This is a genomic window from Carnobacterium jeotgali MS3, from assembly GCF_000745125.1.
In the GTDB taxonomy this organism is placed as follows: domain Bacteria; phylum Bacillota; class Bacilli; order Lactobacillales; family Carnobacteriaceae; genus Carnobacterium_B; species Carnobacterium_B jeotgali.
On sequence record NZ_JQNF01000005.1, the window covers coordinates 249,496 to 267,156 of the forward strand.

General features: G+C 35.2%; 15 protein-coding genes. All 15 read left to right on the forward strand.

Features of this window, described 5'->3' with window-relative positions:
• The first annotated feature begins 27 nt into the window (after nucleotides 1-27).
• Nucleotides 28-411: a cell division protein FtsL gene (ftsL, locus tag BP18_RS03710; RefSeq protein ID WP_007723054.1), complete on the forward strand. Its 384-nt coding sequence runs from the start codon at nucleotides 28-30 to the stop codon at nucleotides 409-411.
• Nucleotides 408-2,582 carry a penicillin-binding transpeptidase domain-containing protein gene (locus BP18_RS03715; RefSeq protein ID WP_029276124.1) on the forward strand — a complete coding sequence of 725 codons (2,175 nt, stop codon included), beginning with the start codon at nucleotides 408-410 and terminating at the stop codon, nucleotides 2,580-2,582. The genes ftsL and BP18_RS03715 overlap by 4 nt, the downstream gene beginning before the upstream one ends.
• Before the next feature lie 14 nt (nucleotides 2,583-2,596).
• A complete protein-coding gene (locus tag BP18_RS03720; RefSeq protein WP_007723049.1) occupies nucleotides 2,597-4,075 on the forward strand; it encodes a UDP-N-acetylmuramoyl-L-alanyl-D-glutamate--2,6-diaminopimelate ligase in 1,479 nt (492 codons plus the stop codon).
• A 12-nt stretch (nucleotides 4,076-4,087) separates the two neighbouring features.
• A complete protein-coding gene (gene mraY / locus BP18_RS03725) occupies nucleotides 4,088-5,053 on the forward strand; it encodes a phospho-N-acetylmuramoyl-pentapeptide-transferase (protein WP_029276126.1) in 966 nt (321 codons plus the stop codon).
• Nucleotides 5,054-5,124: 71 nt separating this feature from the next.
• A complete protein-coding gene (gene murD / locus BP18_RS03730; RefSeq protein ID WP_007723042.1) occupies nucleotides 5,125-6,510 on the forward strand; it encodes a UDP-N-acetylmuramoyl-L-alanine--D-glutamate ligase in 1,386 nt (461 codons plus the stop codon).
• A 20-nt stretch (nucleotides 6,511-6,530) separates the two neighbouring features.
• Entirely contained in the window at nucleotides 6,531-7,634 is a 1,104-nt protein-coding gene (gene murG, locus BP18_RS03735; RefSeq protein WP_007723040.1) for an undecaprenyldiphospho-muramoylpentapeptide beta-N-acetylglucosaminyltransferase, read from the forward strand.
• A 24-nt stretch (nucleotides 7,635-7,658) separates the two neighbouring features.
• Nucleotides 7,659-8,606 carry a cell division protein FtsQ/DivIB gene (locus BP18_RS03740; protein WP_007723039.1) on the forward strand — a complete coding sequence of 316 codons (948 nt, stop codon included), beginning with the start codon at nucleotides 7,659-7,661 and terminating at the stop codon, nucleotides 8,604-8,606.
• Between the two features lie 134 nt (nucleotides 8,607-8,740).
• A complete protein-coding gene (gene ftsA, locus BP18_RS03745) occupies nucleotides 8,741-10,072 on the forward strand; it encodes a cell division protein FtsA (protein ID WP_007723038.1) in 1,332 nt (443 codons plus the stop codon).
• A gap of 35 nt (nucleotides 10,073-10,107) precedes the next feature.
• A complete protein-coding gene (gene ftsZ / locus BP18_RS03750; protein ID WP_007723036.1) occupies nucleotides 10,108-11,364 on the forward strand; it encodes a cell division protein FtsZ in 1,257 nt (418 codons plus the stop codon).
• A 2-nt stretch (nucleotides 11,365-11,366) separates the two neighbouring features.
• A complete protein-coding gene (locus tag BP18_RS03755) occupies nucleotides 11,367-12,038 on the forward strand; it encodes a YggS family pyridoxal phosphate-dependent enzyme (protein WP_029276129.1) in 672 nt (223 codons plus the stop codon).
• Between the two features lie 48 nt (nucleotides 12,039-12,086).
• Nucleotides 12,087-12,572 carry a cell division protein SepF gene (locus BP18_RS03760; RefSeq protein ID WP_007723031.1) on the forward strand — a complete coding sequence of 162 codons (486 nt, stop codon included), beginning with the start codon at nucleotides 12,087-12,089 and terminating at the stop codon, nucleotides 12,570-12,572.
• Between the two features lie 21 nt (nucleotides 12,573-12,593).
• The gene (locus tag BP18_RS03765) at nucleotides 12,594-12,881 is read left to right on the forward strand and encodes a YggT family protein (protein ID WP_007723029.1); all 288 of its coding nucleotides are present in this window, start codon (nucleotides 12,594-12,596) and stop codon (nucleotides 12,879-12,881) included.
• Between the two features lie 20 nt (nucleotides 12,882-12,901).
• Complete coding sequence (locus BP18_RS03770; protein ID WP_007723026.1) at nucleotides 12,902-13,684, forward strand: YlmH family RNA-binding protein; 783 nt, start codon at nucleotides 12,902-12,904, stop codon at nucleotides 13,682-13,684.
• A gap of 82 nt (nucleotides 13,685-13,766) precedes the next feature.
• Nucleotides 13,767-14,462: a DivIVA domain-containing protein gene (locus tag BP18_RS03775; protein ID WP_007723023.1), complete on the forward strand. Its 696-nt coding sequence runs from the start codon at nucleotides 13,767-13,769 to the stop codon at nucleotides 14,460-14,462.
• 357 nt (nucleotides 14,463-14,819) lie between these two features.
• Complete coding sequence (gene ileS / locus BP18_RS03780; protein ID WP_035050347.1) at nucleotides 14,820-17,588, forward strand: isoleucine--tRNA ligase; 2,769 nt, start codon at nucleotides 14,820-14,822, stop codon at nucleotides 17,586-17,588.
• Nucleotides 17,589-17,661 lie beyond the last annotated feature (73 nt).

Below are 17,661 nucleotides of genomic sequence, written 5' to 3' on the forward strand. Positions count from 1 at the left end.
TTAGAAAACAGAAAGGAAGTATTGGATATGCCATTAGAAAGTAATTTAGCTAGAAATCTTGAAGTCGAAGTACCCTTTCAGCCCCAGACAGCTCCTACTCCTAAAAAGGAAATAATACATACTCCTTTAACCAAAAGAATAGGGATTACAAAAGGAGAAAAAATGCTTATAAGTGCTGTCCTAATGATTCTGTTTACTTTAATTGCTGTTAGCATTTCTTTAGAAATAACGATTGCTAGTACAAATCGCACATTGCAAGATGCAACTACATCTATAGCTGAGACCACGACTGTCAATGATAATTTGAAACAGGAAGTGCAAGAATTATCTCGATATGATCGTGTATATGAAATAGCAAATAAATTCGGCCTAGAGATGAAGGAAGAAAATGTAAGGAATGTTATAAAATGACCAATAAAAATCCTCTAAAAAACAGAAAAAAGGTTGCCATACTTTTATTTTTTGGCACGATTCTTTTGCTTGTCGTTTTTGCGGGACGAATTGCATTTATAATGGTAAAAGGTGAAGTAAACGGAGAAGATTTATCCCAAAACCTAGACAATTTATACACAAGAAGTAGCATCCTAGAAGCAAACCGAGGAACCATATATGATGTTGGGGGGGAATCGGTTGCTATGGACGCTACTTCTTATTCTTTAGTAGCTGTTTTAACAGACGAATGGTCTAATCCTGACGAACCGCAACATGTAATTGACAAGAAAAAAACGGCTGAAATATTAGAAAAACATATTTCAATGAGCAAAGAAGATATTCTTACTACATTAAATCAAAAGGGTCTTTCTCAAGTCGAGTTTGGTGAAGCCGGAAAGAATTTATCATTTGATACGAAAAAAAGTATCGAAGAAGAAAATTTACCCGGTCTAGTCTTTGAAGAAACCCCAACGAGACTTTACCCAAATGGAATTTTTGCTTCACATTTAATAGGCTATGCAGCATTGCCTTCTGGAGCAGAAGATGATACGGCAACAAAAGCGAAATCAAGCACAGATTTAACAGGAATGATGGGAATTGAATTGGCCTATGATGATATCCTAAAAGGAACAGATGGCAAAACTATTTACCAAAAAGATAGTTTTGGATATGTGATTCCTAATTCTAAAGTAGAAACAACTGAGCCGGAAAATGGCGATGACATTTACCTTACGATAGATAAACGAATGCAAGTTTATATGGAAAATGTTATGAGTGAAATAGATGAAAAATACAATTCAGCTATGGTAACCGCAACTTTAATGAATCCAGAAACAGGAGCTATTATTGCTACTTCACAAAGACCAACTTTTAACGGAACCACTAAAGATGGTATTGATCAATTATGGCAAAATTTATTAGTAGAGAATACTTATGAGCCAGGATCAACAATGAAGATTTTAACTTTAGCAGCAGCGATTAGTGAAGGAGTTTTTGATCCAAATGCTTATTTTCAATCTGGGGTTAAAATGATTTCTGGTATACCGATACATGATCATAATCCAGCAGGATGGGGTACGATATCTTATCTAGAAGGTTTAGCGCGTTCTAGTAATGTGGCATTTGCTAACTTAATGGAAAAAATGGGTCCCGATGCTTGGAAAGAATATATGAATGCTTTTGGTTTGGGTCAAACAACCAATTCTGGTCTAGCTAACGAGGCAAAAGGTTCAGTAGCTTTTGATTATCCTTTAGAACAAGCTAATACGGCCTTTGGTCAAGGTTTAACAGTAACGGCGTTCCAAATGCTACAAGCTTTTACTGCTGTAGCAAATGAGGGTCAAATGATGAAGCCACAATATATAAGTAAATTTGTTGATTCTGACACAGGAAAAGAAACAATCGTTGAGCCTGAAGTTGTTGGTAATCCGATTACTAAAGAAGTAGCAAATCAAACATTGTCTTATTTAAAAGAGGTTGTATATAACGAAAAAGGTACTGGGGTAGATTATCAAATTGATGGTTATGAAATAGCAGCAAAAACGGGTACTGCAGAGCTCGTCAATCCTAAAACTAAAAAGTATTATAGTGGTGGAACCGATTATATTTACTCAGTGGCAGCAATGGCACCGGCAGATGATCCAAAAGTACTTCTTTACATTACGGTACAACAACCAGAAATCAAGGATGGAAGTATAGCGGGAAGCGGAGTAGTTAAGGAGATTTATCATCCTATTATGAAACGGGCATTAGAATATTTATCTTTGGGAGAAGAAGAAGATGCTGAAACAAATAATGTGAAAATGCCGAAAGTTACTGGAATAGCGAAAGAAGAAGCCTTAAAATCATTAGAAGATACTCAGTTAAATGTGACCGTTGTAGGAAATGGTGATACAATAGTACAGCAATTGCCATTACCAGAGGAAACAACTATTGAGAATCAACGTGTTGTTTTAATGACAAATGGAGCAATGACGATGCCAGATATGATGGGTTGGTCTAAAAATGATGTTTTAAAGGTTTCTGAAATAACCGGCTTAGAATTTACATTTAAAGGTGAAGGGTACGTAGTAAGCCAAAGCTTGGAACCTAATGCGAATATGCAAGGAACGAATAAAATTACGATAGAATTAGAAACTCCACAAGGATAGAAAAGGTGAATATAGTGAAAGCAATTGAATTGATTAAACCATTAAAAACAACAAATTTTTCAAAGGATTTTTCCGAAAATTTAGAAATAACTAAAGTAACCCAAGATACGAGAGAAGTTGAACCTGGTTCACTTTTTGTTTGTATTATTGGTTCTGTTCAGGATGGGCATGAACTTGCAAAAGAAGCTGTTCAAAAAGGAGCAACTTTAGTAGTGGCAAGTGAACCAATTGAAGTAGCTGTTCCTGTTATTTATGTAAATGACACGATGAAGGCTATGGCAATTTTAGCCGCAACTTTTTATCATCACCCAAGTCAAGATTTGCGAGTAATAGGGGTTACAGGAACAAACGGAAAAACCACCGTTACGCATCTTTTGGATTATATATTCCATGACCACAAAGAAAAAACAGGCGTCATTGGAACGATGTACCGTCGTATTGGTTCAAAAGTATACGAAACAAAAAACACAACACCAGATAGCATCACTTTACAAAAGACATTACGTGAAATGCAAGATAGCGGTGTAGCTACTTGTTCTATGGAGGTTTCTTCTCACTCGCTGGTTCAGGGTAGAGTATGGGGAACGGATTTTGATATTGCGATTTTTACTAATTTAAGCCAAGATCACCTAGAGTATCATCATACTATGGAAAAATATGCTGAAGCAAAAAGTTTATTGTTCTCACAATTAGGAAATGGGTATCAACAAGGCAAACCAAAATTTGCTATTTTAAATTTTGATGATCCAGTGGGTAGAAGTTTTGAAGAAAAAACAGCTGCTCGTGTATTCTCATATGGGATCGATCAACCAGCAGATTTTAAAGCAACTGATCTGAGTATCACAAATAGAGGAACACGGTTTAATTTAAATTTTGAAAATCGAGTATATGAAGTACAATTGCAATTAGTTGGCAAGTTCAATGTATCAAATGCTCTAGCTGCAATAGCAGGAGCCTATGCTGCCGGACTTGATCTGACTTCTGTTATTCAGTCTATCGAAAAAATAAGTGGTGTAAGAGGCCGTTTTGAAATAGTTAAAGGTGATCATGACTTTGCCGTAATTGTTGATTATGCTCACACTCCAGATGGATTATTGAATGTTTTAAACGCAGTAAATGAAATTAAAACAGGTACTGTCTTTTGTGTTGTTGGTTGTGGTGGAGATCGCGACCGCACTAAGCGCCCAATCATGGCTGAAATTGCACAACAAAACTCGGATACAGTCATTTTTACCTCGGATAACCCAAGGACTGAAGATCCTATTGCAATCTTACATGAAGTGGTCGATGGATTAGAAGAAGGGACCTATCAATTGATTCCCGATAGAAGAGAAGCTATTCAAGCAGCAATCGAACAAGCAAACACAAATGATATTGTGTTAATAGCCGGAAAAGGTCACGAAGATTATCAAATCATTGGTACTGAAAAAATTCATTTCGATGATGTTGAAGAAGCTAAAAGAGCAATAGATTTAAAAAAGAATAATAAATAGGAGCGAAAAACAATGCAGTGGACAGAAATGGTAATTGCAATTGTGAGCGGATTTGCCTTAACTATTATGGCTATGCCAATCGTGATTGGATTTTTCAGAACAAAACAATTAGGTCAAACGACTAGAGATGAAGGCCCCAAATGGCATGAAGTAAAAACAGGAACTCCAACAATGGGAGGAATCGTTTTTCTAGTAGCCGCTATTATATCAACTATCTGGGTTGCTATATGGCAGAATGTCCTTTCGTTAGGCATTTTATTATCCTTATTCATCTTAATCTTGTATGGGTTACTTGGTTTTTTAGATGACTTTATTAAAGTGTTTAAAAAGAGAAATCTAGGGTTAACGTCTAAACAAAAATTAATCGGTCAAATACTCGGTGGAGTACTCTTTTTTATTGCTTACAATTATGATGGACTGCCGACTGAACTAGCTTTTCCGTTTTTAGGAACAGTTGATATTGGCTGGTTCTATGGACTATTTATTATTTTTTGGCTAGTTGGGTTTTCAAATGCCGTTAACTTAACAGATGGTTTAGATGGATTAGTAGCTGGAACAGCAAGCATTGCCTATGGTGCATATGCAATAATTGCTTGGAATCAACAACAGTTGGATGTTTTAATTATTTGTTTAACTGTTATCGGCGGATTGATTGGCTTTTTCTTTTTCAATAAAAAACCCGCTAAAATATTTATGGGTGATGTAGGCTCATTAGCTTTAGGTGGCGGATTAGCAGCTATTTCAATTTTGTTGCATCAAGAATGGTCACTTCTTTTGATCGGTCTTGTATTTGTTATGGAAACAGCCAGTGTTATGATTCAAGTGACTTCTTTTAAATTGAGAGGCAAAAGAGTCTTTAAAATGAGCCCTATTCATCACCATTTTGAAATGAGCGGCTGGAGCGAATGGCGTGTTGTTTTAACTTTTTGGGCAATTGGTTTAATAGCTGCAATAGCTTGTCTAGCGATTATTCTATAAGACTAACTGTAAGAGTATAAATACTTTTTAAATTATAAAAAATCCTTATCTTGAGAAAAAGAGGTTTAGTGATGAAAAACATAAAACGTTATGAACATAAAAAAGTTTTAGTTTTAGGATTAGCTTTAAGTGGTGTGAATGCTGCTAAATTATTGCATTCTTTAGGGGCATTAGTGACCGTGAATGATTACAAAAATTTTGATGAGAATCCTGAAGCTCAAGAATTGTTAGAATCGGGAATACGAGTAGTTACAGGAGGTCATCCTGTTGAATTATTAGATGAAGATTTTGAATGGATCGTGAAAAACCCAGGAATTATGTATAATAATCCTATTATTGTGAAGGCGATTGAAAAAGGTATACCTGTCATTACCGAAGTCGAATTAGCTTATGAAGTAGCTGAGAGCATGGTTATAGGTATTACGGGTACCAATGGAAAAACAACTACTACAACAATGATTGCTGAATTATTAAATGCAGAACGTTCTAAAGGACAAGCATATGTGGCAGGGAACATTGGAACTCCAGCCAGCTTGGTGGCTCAAAAAGCGACTAAAGATGATGAAATCATTATGGAATTGTCTAGTTTTCAGTTGATGGGTATCACTGAGTTGAAACCCCATATTGCTGTGATTACAAATATTTATTCTGCTCATTTAGACTATCATGGAACAAGAGAAGAATATGTAGCAGCAAAAATGACAATCACCAAAAATCAAACAGAAGAAGATTATTTAATTTTAAACTGGGATCAGCCTGAGTTAAGAGCTTTGTCTGAAAAAAGTAAAGCCACAATCATTCCTTTTTCAAGAAAAGAAATCTTAGACAATGGCGTATACCTGCAAGATGATGTTATTTATTATCAAGGTGAGCCTGTAATGGCCAAAGAAACAATCTTGGTTCCTGGTGATCATAATGTTGAGAATGCAATGGCAGCTATTGCTGTAGCTAAATTATTAAATCAAGAAAACGGAGCTATTCGTGCGACATTAGAAAAATTTACGGGCGTAAAACACCGGACTCAATTTGTAACAGAGTTCGAAGAAAGACGTTTTTACAATGATTCAAAAGCTACCAACACTTTGGCAACAGAGAATGCATTAAAAGGGTTTGACGTACCAGTTATTTTATTAGCAGGTGGATTGGACCGCGGAAACGATTTTGATGACTTGATTCCAGCTATGAGTGGAAAAGTAAAAGCTTTAATTGTTTTTGGAGAAACGGCAACGAAGTTAGCTGAAACAGGCGAAAAAGCTGGAATTCCAACGATTATTGATGTTCAAAATGTTGAAGCAGCTGTACCGGTAGCCTACGAATTAAGTGAAGCAAAAGATGTCATTTTACTCTCTCCTGCATGTGCCAGTTGGGACCAGTATAGAAGCTTTGAGGTCCGTGGAGATGCCTTTATTCATTCTGTTGAGCAACTAGTTGAAGACGCAATAGAAGAGGAGGAATAGGCCAATTGGTCTAACAACTAATGAAAATATTATTGTCCGGTGGTGGGACTGGAGGACATGTTTATCCAGCACTAGCACTTATGCGCCGTATACAAGAAGTTGATCCAACAGCTGAGTTTTTATATGTCGGAACTGAAAAAGGCCTAGAAAGCAGAATTGTAAAAGATTATAATATTCCATTTGCTGCTGTCAAAATCCAAGGGTTTAAACGTTCAATTTCTTTTGATACCCTAAAAACAATTCAGCTATTTATCAATAGCATTAAACAAGCTAAGAAAATTGTTAAAGATTTTCAACCCGATGTTGTTATCGGAACTGGTGGATATGTCTGTGCTCCAGTAGTCTATGCTGCATCAAAACTAAAAATCCCTAGCATTATTCATGAACAAAATAGCGTGGCCGGTGTAACAAATAAATTTCTTGCACGCTATGTGACTAAGATTGCTGTTTGTTTTGAAGAAGCCAAAATGGAGTTTTCAAAATACCCTGAAAAGGTCTGTTTTACTGGTAATCCTAGAGCACAAGAAGTTAGTACAGTTCAAAAAAAAGCCGCATTAGAAGCTTATAATTTAGATTCTGAAAAACCAACTGTTTTAATTTTTGGTGGAAGCAGAGGAGCTAAAAAAATTAATGATGCTTTTATTGAGGCTCTGCCAGAGTTAGTTACTAAAAACTATCAAGTTTTAATGGCTACGGGAGATATTCATTTTGATACCATTAAAAGCCAATTGGCTAAAATGGCAAATGATAAGTTTAATGTGTCGGTTGTTTCATACATTCCAAATATGCCAGAAGTTTTTTCAACCGTTTCGTTGGTTGTTTCTAGAAGTGGTGCTACAACTTTAGCTGAACTTACTGCTTTAGGGTTGCCTAGTGTCTTAATTCCTAGTCCATATGTTACGAATGATCATCAAACAAAAAATGCAGAAAGCTTAGTGAATAAGCATGCTGCACTTTTAATTAAAGAGCCAGAACTAACGGGTAAACGATTAATTCAAACGTTAGACGAATTAATGATGAATCCAACTAAACGTCATGAAATGGCAAAAAATGCTAAAAAGATAGGCATGCCGTTTGCTTCAGATCGATTAATTGATGTGATAAATGAAATCGTGGGAAAATAACCTTTATTAAAGGAGGATAGATGCATGAAAAAAGAATCTAAAAAACAAGTTAAGTTGCATCTTTCTTCCTTGAAAAAAGGAAGAAAGAAAGAAAAAAAAATAGTCGTTGATGAGCACGCTAAAATTCGAGAAACAAGAAATCAATCAAATAAAAATCCAAAATCGTTAGAAGATACTATGCCAAAATTAAAGAAACAACGTCAAAAGAAATTGATTACACGATTGATTGCGCTTATTTTATTATTTTCATTTGCAATTTTAGTAGTTGTGTATTTTATAAGCCCCTTAAGCAAGGTTGATATGCTTTCTGTTAGCGGAACAAAAGAAGTTGCAGATCAAGAAATAATTGATGTTAGTCAAATTAAATCGGGAGACAACCTTTGGAAAGTTTTCTTTGAGAGAAAAGAAATCTCAAAAAATCTCTTGTCTGAGTTGCCGCAAGTGAAATCTATGAAGATTAGTTTTGATGGTCTGAATGATTACATTATAAAAATTGAAGAGTATCAAACAGTTGCTTATTTAGCTGAAGAAAACAAGTACTACAATATTCTGGAAAATGGGAAAATTGTAAATGAAAGTAGAAAAGTATCTATTGGAAATCCACCAATATTTAAAAGTTTTGAAGAAAATAAAGCTTTAAAGGCAATGATTGAGCAATACAAATTGCTAAACGAGAATATTCAAAATAGCATTTCAGAAGTGGAATACACACCAAGTGAGATAGATGATTATCTAATTAAGTTATACATGAATGATGGAAATGAAGTGGTCGCTTCTATTCCGTCCTTTGCTGAAAAAATGATTTATTACCCTGATATGGTAAAAAAAATTGGTGATCAAAAAGGAACATTCAATATTGAAGTTGGAGCCTATTTTTCTCCTTTTGAATTCAATAATGAAAAAAAAGAAGAACCGAAAACAATTTCTGATGAAAATAGCGTAAAACTCGATTTAGACGCAGAAATACAGTAAAATAGAATAGGTGAAAAGGTTTTGTCTAAATAGAAAAAAATGCTGAAATACTTCGTAAATTGGTAACGCTTATGTTAAAATTGGTATTACTATAGGTTTTAATAAAATAATGATGAAATAGGAGGTTTCAATGAATGGGAACTACTGAAATGTATGTAAGTCTAGATATTGGAACCACTTCAATAAAAGTAGTCGTAGCTGAATACATTAATGGCCAAATGAATATTATTGGAGTAGGAAATGAAAAATCAGAAGGTTTAAATCGTGGAATTATCGTTGATATCGATAAAACCGTACAATCAATTAATAAAGCTATTAAACAAGCAGAACAAAAAGCAAATGTAGATATTCATAATGTTATTGTAGGCATTCCAAGTAATTCGGTAGAAATAGAAGCTTGTCATGGAATGATAGCCGTATCCGGAGAAAATCGTGAAATTACTGAAGAAGATGTCCAAAATGTTTTGGCAGCTGCTATGGTAAAATCGGTTCCGCCTGAAAGAGAAATTTTAACCATATTGCCTGAAGAGTTTATCGTAGATGGTTTTGATGGAATCAAGGATCCTAGAGGGATGATTGGCGTTCGATTGGAAATGCATGCAGTCATGTTGACTGGCCCCAAAACGGTTATACATAACACCAAACGTTGTGTAGAAAAAGCCGGTCTGCAAATTCAAAATATTGTCTTGCAACCTTTGGCAGCTAGCAGTGTAGCTATGTCTAGTGGTGAAAGAGATTTCGGTACTATATTGGTTGATTTAGGCGGTGGACAAACAACGGCTTCAGTTATGCATGATCATCAATTGAAATACACAAGTGTAAATCAAGAAGGTGGAGATTACGTAACGAAAGATATATCGGTTGTTTTGAATACGACTATTGAAAATGCAGAACGCATTAAACGTGACTATGGGTATGCTTTGCCTGAGGAAACGTCTCAAGAAGAAAAATTCCCGGTCGAAGTGATTGGCAAGAGTCAGCCAGTAAAAATGGATGAACGGTATTTGTCAGAGATTATAGAAGCTCGATTGGTTCAAATTTTTGAAAAAGTCAAAAATGAATTGGATAAAGTAGGAGCGAGAGAATTACCTGGTGGAGTTATTTTAACGGGTGGTGCTGCTGCGTTACCTGGTACAGTGGAATTGGCTGAAGATATCTTTGAAATACCAGTGAAGCTTTATATACCCAATCAGATGGGTATGCGTTATCCTGCATTTACCACTGGGATCGGGTTAATCCAATATGAAGCCAACTTGGATGAAATCCATCAAATTGTTAAAGAATACCAGTTGGGTATTGCAAAAAAAGAAACTTCTTCATATAACGCTAAATCAGAATACTTATCAGAAAATGATGAGATAAATTCTTTAGAATTCGAAAGAGAAAAACCCGTAAAAAAAGAAAAGAATAAAGAAGATAAGTGGAGCACTAAAGCAAAAAGCTTCATCTCAAACTTTTTTGATTAAATAGCTACATTCAAATTGTATTAGGAGGAAATGGAATGGACTTAGAATTTGATACAAATCCAGCTAATGGAGCAATAATTAAAGTAATAGGTGTCGGTGGAGCAGGGAATAACGCTGTTAACCGCATGATTGATGAAAATGTTCAAGGTGTAGAATTTATTGTAGTAAATACTGACTTGCAAGCATTAGCAGGATCAAATGCTGAAGTTAAAATACAATTAGGGCCAAAATTGACTCGTGGACTTGGAGCAGGAGCAAACCCAGAAATTGGACGTAAAGCAGCTGAAGAAAGTGAAGAACAGATTGCTGAAGCTTTGCGCGGAGCAGATATGATTTTCGTAACGGCCGGTATGGGTGGCGGAACAGGTACTGGAGCTGCACCTATTGTAGCCCGTATTGCTAAAGAACAAGGAGCTTTAACTGTTGGTGTTATTACTAGACCCTTTACTTTTGAAGGACCTAAACGTGGACGTTTTGCTGCAGAAGGTGTAGCACAAATGAAAGAACACGTAGATACTTTAGTCATTATTTCTAATAATCGCTTACTAGAAATCGTTGATAAGAAAACACCAATGCTTGAAGCATTTCATGAGGCAGATAATGTTTTACGACAAGGTGTACAAGGAATTTCAGATTTAATTACATCACCTGGATATGTAAACTTAGATTTTGCTGACGTAAAAACAGTGATGGAAAATCAAGGGTCAGCATTGATGGGAATTGGAATGGCTAGTGGTGAAAACCGAACAGTTGAAGCAACTAAAAAAGCTATTTCTTCTCCATTGTTAGAGGTATCCATTGATGGAGCAGAATCGGTATTGTTAAATATTACGGGTGGTTCTGATTTGACATTATTTGAAGCACAAGATGCATCAGATATCGTTTCATCTGCATCTACTACAGAAGTTAATATTATTTTTGGGACTTCAATCAATGAAAACCTTGGTGATGAAGTTATTGTTACAGTTATTGCAACAGGTATTGATATAAATAAAGCCAAAGAAGTAAAACCACAAACATCTGAACGAAATAGAAATAGCGCTACGCAAAGAAACATCCCTGAAGCGTCTGCTCCACAAGCAGATCAAGCAAAAGATCCATTTGGTGATTGGGATATTCGTCGTGAACCTAGTTTACGTGACCAAAGAAAAGCTCAATCAAATGATTTGAATCAACAAAGTGAAAAACCTGAATTTGATATCTTTAAACGTGAAGAGAAACAAGAGCAAGATAACCATCAGGATGAGGAAAATCTTGATACTCCTCCATTCTTTAGAAGACGCCGTAAATAAAAATGTCCGTAAAAGAAAATAGTCAAAAAATCGAGCAGCTATTAGATGTGTCATTGGCCAAATCCAGTCGAAAACGTTCTGATGTGCAAGTAATTGCAGTAACCAAAAGTGTTTCTAGTGAACAAGCTGTTGAAGTAATTGAAGAAGGCTATCTACATCTTGCTGAGAATCGACCTGAAGGTTTAGCATTAAAACAAAAAGAGTTAAGTGATCACAGATTAGTTTGGCATTTCATTGGAAATCTACAAGCAAGAAAAGTTAAGAAAGTAATCAATGATATTGATTACTTTCATGCGCTTGACCGTTTGTCTTTAGCTGAAGAGATTGAAAAAAGAGCAAATAAAGTTGTTTTGTGTTTTGTTCAGGTTAACGTTACAGGGGAAGAAACCAAAAGTGGCGTTAGCCCAGAGCAACTTGATGCATTTATAACGAGCCTTTCACAGTACTCAAAAATAAAAATAGTGGGTCTAATGACTATGGCACCACTGAATGCGAGTGAGATGGTCATTCGTTCTGCTTTTGTTCATTTAAGAAAATTGCAAGAATCAATTAAAGATAAAGCTCTGCCATATGCGCCTTGTACTGAACTTAGTATGGGAATGAGTAAAGATTTCACAATTGCTGTCGAAGAAGGAGCAACTTTTGTTCGAATTGGAACGTCTTTTTTTGAATAAAAATCGATTAGGAGTAAAACGAAATCGATTTAAAAAGGAGGACTTTAAATGGGAATGTTAAGTAATTTCACTCAATTTTTCGGCTTAAATGATGAAGAAGAGTTTGAAGTAGAACAAGTAGCTGATACTAAAGAAAAGATACAACTAAGTGCTAAAAAAAATGATGAAAAACGTGAATTGAAAAATCAACGAGCGTTTAACACTCGTCGTGAACCTGCAACAACGAATAAGGTAGTCTCAATGAAAAATCCTGAAAATCCTTATCAATCAAAAATTGTTGTATTTGAGCCTAGAGTTTACTCTGAAGTTCAAGAGATTGCTGATTTACTGCTTAGTAATCAATCAGTGATTTTAAATTTCACTCGGATTGAAGAAGATCAGGCTAAAAGAATCGTTGATTTCTTAACGGGTACAATCTACGCTATAAGTGGAGATATTCAACGAATTGGAGAAGAAATTTTCCTATGCACACCTAAGAATGTCGAAATTGATGGTGTCTTATCTGATGTCATGCAAGAAAAAGAGTTTTACTAAAGAAAAGAGGAAAAATAAATAGTGGCTTATTTTATATCATTACTATATACAGTACTTTCTAAAGGCTTAGATATTTATTCCACGCTTATTGTAGTTTATATCTTAATGTCATGGTTTCCTGGGGCTTATCAATCTAAATTCGGCCAAATATTAGCAACGATTTGTGAGCCATATCTAAATTTTTTCAGAAGATTTATTCCACCAATTGGCATGATCAGCTTTTCGGGAATTGTTGCATTGATTGTTTTAAATTTAGCTAAAAGCGGTTTGTTTTCACTCTTTCAGTTGATTATAAGAATTATTTATTAAGTAAGGGAGGTGTTTTTCTTATGATTGAAAATGTCTATCAACATTTTAGAAAAGAAGAGCAATCCTTTATTGATAGTGTTATTGGTTGGATAAGAAGTGTAGAAGACCAATATACTCCTTACTTAACAAATTTTTTAGACCCACGACAATTGCATATCGTTAAAACAATAGTTGGGAAAAATAGTGACATCACTATTCATTCTTTTGGTGGCTATGAGGCGGCAGAGCGAGTGAGAGCTTTCATCTGCCCCGCCTATTTCACACCAAAACAAGAAGATTTCGAAGTAACTATTTGTGAAATACGGTACCCTACAAAATTTGCTTCATTATCTCATGGAAAAGTATTAGGTACATTGCTTTCAACTGGGTTAAAAAGAGATTATTTTGGAGATATCATATCAGACGGATCGCGTTGGCAAGTATTTGTCGAAAATTCAACAAAAAGTTATATTGAGCAACAAGTTGTTAGCATTGGTAAAGTTGCGGTTCGAATGGAAGAAAGAGCGTATACAGATATTTTAATACCGATAGATAATTGGTCAATCGAAAACCAAACGGTTTCATCTATGCGATTGGATACGCTCGTTTCTAGTGTGTTTAAGATTTCTAGGCAACGTGCCAAACAAATGATTGAATCTGGCAAAGTGAAATTAAATTGGGTAGAATTAACTCGACCGGATTTTGAAATTGGTTTGTTAGATATTGTTTCAGTTCGCGGTTATGGACGATTGCAAGTACAAGAAATAGAAGGCAAAACTAAAAAAGATAAATGGCGCCTTCAGTTAGGTGTCTTGTACAAATAACCAGTAACTCATTTACATGTGAGTAAGTTTATGATAATTTAGTAGTAAAGCACGTTAAATTTGAAAATTGGAGGTGTCTTATATGGTGTTGACTCCCTTGGATATACATAACAAAGAGTTCCCTGTCAAGATGCGAGGCTACGATCAAGATCAAGTAAATGATTATTTGGACCAAATTATTAAAGACTACGAAATCGTTTTAAAAGAAAAGCGTGAATTAGAAAAACAATTGCAATTTTCTGAAGAAAAAGTAGGACATTTTAACAATCTTCAAGATGCTTTAAACAAATCAATTATTGTTGCTCAAGACGCAGCAGATCGATTAAGAGAAAATGCAGCTAAAGAAGCAAATATTATAGGGCTTGAAGCTGAAAAACATGCGGATCGTTTATTAGATGAAGCTGTTGCTAAAGCTAAGAAAATTACAACAGAAACAGATGAATTGAAGAAGCAAAGCAGAGTCTTTAAACAACGTTTACAGATTATGATAGAATCACAATTAGAGATGGTCAAAAACTCTGAATGGGATGATTTATTAAGACCGGCTGAAGAAGAGGTTCTTAATATTCCAACATTAAAAGAAATATTAAGCGTTAGTCAAAGTAAAGATAATGCAGTGAATGCTGATGTTGAAGCAAGTAATCATACAATTGAAGAAGATGACGCTGAAGTAGTTGAAAAAACGACTGAGGTTAGTAATGCTAATTCAGAACACAACCATGAAGAAGAACAAGATTCAATAGAAGGAACATTGCCAGCTATTGAGTTGCCTAAATAAATTTAAAAAAGTAAATCAGTGAATGGAACAGAAAAACGATAGAATACTAATTTAAGCGAGTTAGAACCCAGTGAAAGTCTAACAGTCCCTTCTATTTGTAAGATCCTCCATGAGTGTTAATTTGAACTAGAGTAAAATTAACCGTTTAATTGGCGTTATACAATTACTTAAGAGATGAAAAAGTCAGTAGTTACTTTTTCTCTAAATTTGGGTGGTACCACGAAGATTTCGTCCCTCTAGGGATGGAGTCTTTTTTTATTGGCAAGAATAGTTGCAATTGATAAATCTCAGCTGTATGATGAGCATGTCATTTTTAAATGAGTGAGATAAATATAATAAATAAGGGGTAGATTTTTAATGAAAATGAAAGAAACATTACAATTAGGAAAAACAAATTTCCCAATGCGTGGAAATTTACCAGTTCGTGAACTAGAGTGGCAAAAAAACTGGGAAGAACTAGATATTTATGGACAACGTCAAAAAATCAATGAAGGTAAACCAACATTCGTCTTACATGATGGTCCTCCATATGCAAATGGAAATATTCATATCGGACATGCTTTGAATAAAATTAGTAAAGATATCATTGTTCGTTACAAATCTATGTCTGGATTCCGTTCTCCTTACGTTCCTGGATGGGATACTCATGGATTGCCTATTGAGCAAGCATTAACGAATAAAGGCGTGAAACGCAAAGAAATGAGTATTGCTGAATTTCGTCAATTATGTGAAGAATATGCTTGGGAACAAGTGAATAAACAAAAAGAAGATTTTAAACGTTTAGGTGTAGCTGGAGAGTGGGACCATCCATATGTAACACTTACTAAAGAATACGAAGAAGCACAAATTCGTGTGTTTGGGAAAATGGCTGAAAAAGGGTATATCTATAAAGGGTTGAAACCTATTTATTGGTCACCATCTAGTGAATCAGCCCTTGCAGAAGCAGAAATTGAATACAAAGATGTTAAGTCAGCTAGTATTTATGTAGCATTTAAGGTAGTTGATGGAAAAGGCTTAATCGATGAAGATACATCTTTTGTTATTTGGACAACGACACCATGGACTATTCCGTCAAACCTTGCCATTACCGTTAATCCTGATTACGATTATTCAGTTGTTGTAGCAGATGGTAAAAAATATGTTGTAGCAAAAGATTTGATTGAAACTGTAGCACAAGAAATTGGTTGGAATCAAGTTGAGACGATTCAAGAATTAAAAGGGAAAGAGTTAGAGTTAATGACGGCTCAACACCCAATGTATGATCGTACGTCTCTTTTGATTTTAGGAGACCACGTTACTCTTGAAGCTGGTACTGGACTTGTTCATACTGCTCCAGGACATGGGGATGATGACTTTATTGTGGGTCAAAAATACAAATTAGGTGTTTTATCACCCGTCGATGATAAAGGTTGTTTTACAGACGAAGCTCCAGGATTAGAAGGTATTTTTTACGATAAAGCGAATAAAGTAATTACAGAATGGTTGGAAAAAGAAGAAGCTCTATTGAAGTTAAACTTCTTTACCCATAGCTATCCACATGACTGGAGAACTAAGAAACCGGTTATTTTCCGTGCTACACCGCAATGGTTCGCATCTATTGATAAGTTCCGCGGAGATATTTTAGAAGCTGTTGAAGGCGTTGAATGGGTCCAAAAATGGGGCATGCAACGTTTGTATAACATGGTTCGTGATCGTGGAGATTGGGTTATTTCACGTCAACGCGCATGGGGAGTACCTTTACCAATTTTTTATGGTGAAAATGGCGAATCTATCATCACACCTGAAACCATTGAACATGTAGCTGCTTTATTTGGAGAATACGGTTCAAATATTTGGTTTGAACGTGAAGCCAAAGATTTATTGCCAGCAGGATTCACTCATCCTTCAAGTCCAAATAATACCTTTACAAAAGAAACGGATATTATGGATGTATGGTTTGATTCTGGCTCATCACATGAAGCTGTTTTAAGAGCAAGAGAAAACTTAACTTTCCCAGCGGATATGTATCTTGAAGGTTCAGATCAATACCGAGGTTGGTTCAATTCAAGTATTACAACTAGTGTTGCTATCAATGGAGTAGCACCTTATAAAACCGTACTATCTCAAGGAATGGTTTTAGATGGCGATGGACGTAAGATGAGTAAATCAATAGGAAATACGATTGCACCAAGCAAAGTAATCAAACAAATGGGAGCTGACATCATACGTTTGTGGGTTTCTAGTGTAGATACTCAAGCTGACGTACGTGTAAGTGATGAAATCTTAAAACAAGTCTCTGAAGTTTATCGTAAAATTCGTAATACAATGCGTTTCTTATTAGCTAATACGGATGATTACGATCCATCAGTAAATAAAGTTTCCTTTGAAGATTTAAGATCGGTAGATAAATATCTAATGATCCGATTAAACCAATTAGTAGAAAAAGTGGAAGGTCATTATGAAAAATATGAGTTCTCTTCTATCTATCAGTTGATTAACAACTTCTGTACAGTTGATCTATCTCAATTTTACTTGGATTTTGCTAAAGATGTTGTTTATATTGAAGCGGAAGATTCTTATGAACGTCGTGCAATGCAAACTGTCTTTTATGAAGTCTTAGTGAAAATCACAAAATTATTGACACCTATTCTTCCTCATACAGCTGAAGAAATTTGGTCATTTTTAAGTGAATCAGAAGAGTTTGTTCAGTTAGCAGATGTGCCAGCTGTTGATCGTTATGAAAATGAAGCTGAACTAATGGATATGTGGAATGCCTTTATGGATATTCGAGATGTCGTTCAAAAAGCCCTTGAAGAAGCACGTAACGAAAAAATAATTGGGAAATCTTTTGAAGCAAAAGTGACACTCTATCCTACAGAACAAACAAAAGATTTATTTGTTTCATTGAATAGTAATTTAGCTCAATTATTGATTGTTTCAGAATTAGAACTAGCAGAATCGATTGAAAATGCACCAAGTAATGCTATTCGTTCTGAATCAGTTGCAGTAGTTGTCGAACATGCTCACGGTGAAACCTGTGAACGATGTCGTGCAATCAAAGAAGATGTGGGTTCTAATTCGAATGCACCTACACTTTGTGCTCGTTGTGCATCAATCGTTGAAGAACACTTTCCAGAAGCAGAATAAAGTTTAGATAAAAATGTGCATTCAAGAGATTATGCTTGAATGCACATTTTTTATTGTATTTTAAAATCAGGAT

What these genes read in the sequence shown, in the direction of transcription:
- mraY (WP_029276126.1), top strand. Translation starts at nt 4,088, where the DNA reads ATGCAGTGGACAGAAATGGTAATTGCAATTGTGAGCGGATTTGCCTTA.
- ftsA (WP_007723038.1), top strand. Translation starts at nt 8,741, where the DNA reads ATGGGAACTACTGAAATGTATGTAAGTCTAGATATTGGAACCACTTCA.
- BP18_RS03775 (WP_007723023.1), top strand. Translation starts at nt 13,767, where the DNA reads ATGGTGTTGACTCCCTTGGATATACATAACAAAGAGTTCCCTGTCAAG.
- BP18_RS03760 (WP_007723031.1), top strand. Translation starts at nt 12,087, where the DNA reads ATGGGAATGTTAAGTAATTTCACTCAATTTTTCGGCTTAAATGATGAA.
- BP18_RS03740 (WP_007723039.1), top strand. Translation starts at nt 7,659, where the DNA reads ATGAAAAAAGAATCTAAAAAACAAGTTAAGTTGCATCTTTCTTCCTTG.
- ftsZ (WP_007723036.1), top strand. Translation starts at nt 10,108, where the DNA reads ATGGACTTAGAATTTGATACAAATCCAGCTAATGGAGCAATAATTAAA.
- ftsL (WP_007723054.1), top strand. Translation starts at nt 28, where the DNA reads ATGCCATTAGAAAGTAATTTAGCTAGAAATCTTGAAGTCGAAGTACCC.
- BP18_RS03770 (WP_007723026.1), top strand. Translation starts at nt 12,902, where the DNA reads ATGATTGAAAATGTCTATCAACATTTTAGAAAAGAAGAGCAATCCTTT.
- BP18_RS03715 (WP_029276124.1), top strand. Translation starts at nt 408, where the DNA reads ATGACCAATAAAAATCCTCTAAAAAACAGAAAAAAGGTTGCCATACTT.
- BP18_RS03755 (WP_029276129.1), top strand. Translation starts at nt 11,367, where the DNA reads ATGTCCGTAAAAGAAAATAGTCAAAAAATCGAGCAGCTATTAGATGTG.
- murG (WP_007723040.1), top strand. Translation starts at nt 6,531, where the DNA reads ATGAAAATATTATTGTCCGGTGGTGGGACTGGAGGACATGTTTATCCA.
- murD (WP_007723042.1), top strand. Translation starts at nt 5,125, where the DNA reads ATGAAAAACATAAAACGTTATGAACATAAAAAAGTTTTAGTTTTAGGA.
- ileS (WP_035050347.1), top strand. Translation starts at nt 14,820, where the DNA reads ATGAAAATGAAAGAAACATTACAATTAGGAAAAACAAATTTCCCAATG.